The organism is Sphingomonas sp. FUKUSWIS1 (assembly GCF_000733135.1).
Lineage (GTDB): Bacteria > Pseudomonadota > Alphaproteobacteria > Sphingomonadales > Sphingomonadaceae > Sphingomonas > Sphingomonas aerolata.
In genome coordinates this window covers 1-2,087 of sequence record NZ_JPJC01000133.1, presented here as the reverse complement: position 1 = coordinate 2,087, position 2,087 = coordinate 1, and the positions used below count along the sequence as shown (strand labels likewise).

At 67.6% G+C, this 2,087-nt stretch carries 3 protein-coding genes; all 3 read right to left on the bottom strand.

The genetic code is table 11. The features are described 5' to 3' along the window. The coding region (locus sphsw_RS09170) for a site-specific DNA-methyltransferase (protein ID WP_031440342.1) at positions 1 to 1,045 on the bottom strand (1,045 nt) is incomplete at its 3' end. 177 nt (positions 1,046 to 1,222) lie between these two features. Beyond that, complete coding sequence (locus sphsw_RS09165) at positions 1,223 to 1,861, bottom strand: ribonuclease HII (protein ID WP_042466978.1); 639 nt, start codon at positions 1,859 to 1,861, stop codon at positions 1,223 to 1,225. Further along, positions 1,849 to 2,087 (bottom strand): bifunctional hydroxymethylpyrimidine kinase/phosphomethylpyrimidine kinase (locus sphsw_RS09160; protein ID WP_031440340.1); only part of this gene is annotated, 239 nt, incomplete at its 5' end. The genes sphsw_RS09160 and sphsw_RS09165, both read right to left, overlap by 13 nt.

Sequence of the window (2,087 nt, the reverse complement as noted above, 5' to 3'; positions counted from 1 at the left end):
CGGGCGCGTTCTGGAGCGTCGAGCCGAGCTTGTGGATCGAGCCGATCGTGCCGCAATCGCTGAGCAGCGAGCCGTCCGCGCGGATCGTCGCGCGCCAGCGGCGCTTGCCGTCGGTCAGCACCGTGCCGGGCGCGAGATAGGCATTCTCGACGAGCACGCCGAACGCGACCTTGGGCTGCGCGCGCGGGCTCATCATCGTCGCCAGCGCGGATTCGTCGAGCGGCAGTGCGGCCTCGATCCGCTCCTGCGCCGCCTCGATATACTCGCCCTCGCGGTCGATTCCGATCCAGCTGCGCCCCAGCCGCTTGGCGACCGCGCCGGTCGTGCCGGTGCCGAAGAACGGGTCGAGCACGACGTCGCCGGGCTTGGTGCACGCGAGCAGGATCCGGTAGAGCAGCGCCTCGGGCTTCTGCGTCGGATGGACCTTGGTGCCGTTTTTCTTCAACCGCTCGGGGCCGCCGCAGATCGGGAATTCCCAGTCGCTGCGCATCTGCAGCTCGTCGTTGAGCGTCTTCATCGCGCGGTAGTTGAAGGTGTATTTCGCCTTCTCGCCCTTCGACGCCCAGATCAGCGTCTCGTGCGCGTTGGTGAAGCGGGTGCCGCGGAAATTGGGCATCGGGTTGGTCTTGCGCCAGACGATGTCGTTGAGGATCCAGTAGCCGAGATCCTGCACCGCCGCGCCGACGCGGAAGATGTTGTGATAGCTGCCGATCACCCAGATGCTGCCATCGTCCTTGAGGATCCGGCGCGCTTCCTTCAGCCAGGCGCGGGTGAAGCGGTCATAGGCAGCGAAGGTGTCGAACTTGTCCCACTCGTCGGTGACCGCGTCGACATGGCTGCCATCGGGGCGATAGAGCTCGCCGCCGAGCTGGAGATTGTAGGGCGGATCGGCGAAGATCATGTCGATCGAGTTCGACGGCAGCGCCTTCATGCGCTCGATACAGTCGCCGCGCAGGATCTGGTCGAGCGGCAGCGCGGGCTGCACCGCCGGCGCCGCTACCCTCTTTACCGCGCGCGGCCGCGCGATCGTGTCGATCAAACCCATGTTTTTGCGCCCCTTGTCGACCCCCATAGCTGCGGAATTGTCCGACTCCGTCAAGCAGAGTTTGATGAACGGCGCGCGGGCGCGAATCCGTCGGTGCGACCAAACGAGTCGCCGTCGCCCAGATGTTGAGTCGTGACAGACTCGCGCCTCAAGCCCTTGGGGTGTGGCGCGAAAGACTCAGCTCGTCGTTTCCTTCGCGAAAAGGCCCTCGCGCGTCCGATAGGCCGCCGCGACGGGGGCGAAACTGCGGCGATGAATCGGTGTGGGGCCATGATCGCGCAGCGCCTTCATGTGGTGCGCGCAGCCATAGCCCTTGTTCGAATGCCAGTTATATTCGGGGTGGACGTCGGCGGCGGCGATCATGATCAGGTCGCGCGTGTGCTTGGCGACGATCGAGGCGGCGGCGATCGACAGCGATTTCGCATCGCCCCCGACCAGCGGGGTGGCGGGGTAGCTCCAGCGCGGCAGGCGGTTGCCGTCGACCAGCACATGGCCGGGCGCGTGGCCGAGCTCGGTGGCAAGCGCATCGACCGCGAGCGTCATCGCCTTCATCGTCGCCCAGTAGATGTTGAGCGTGTCGATCTCATCGGGCTCGACGATGCCGATACCGACGATCGCACAGCCCTTGAGCCGCGCGCAGAGCCGTTCGCGCTCGGAGGCGGAGAGCTTCTTCGAATCGTCGATGCCGCGGGGCACGCCCTTTGCGGGCAGGATCACCGCGGCGGCGACGACCGGGCCGGCGAGCGGACCGCGACCGGCTTCGTCGACGCCGGCGACGGGGCCGACGCAGAGCTTTTCATGTTTCATGCCGGGCATGTGCGGTCTTTCAGCTGGTCGAACGGGCTGACGCCGAGCGCGTGCCCCATCGGCCCGTGCCCTGCGCCAAGCCCCGGCGGCTGCGCAAGCGCGGCGCGGACGAACGCGATCGCGCGCGCGATGGCTGCGTCGAGCGGCATGCCCTGGCCGAGCCCGGTGGCGATCCCGCTGGCGAGCGTGCAGCCGGTGCCGTGCGCGTGGCGGGTTTCGATGCGGGGGTTGGTCC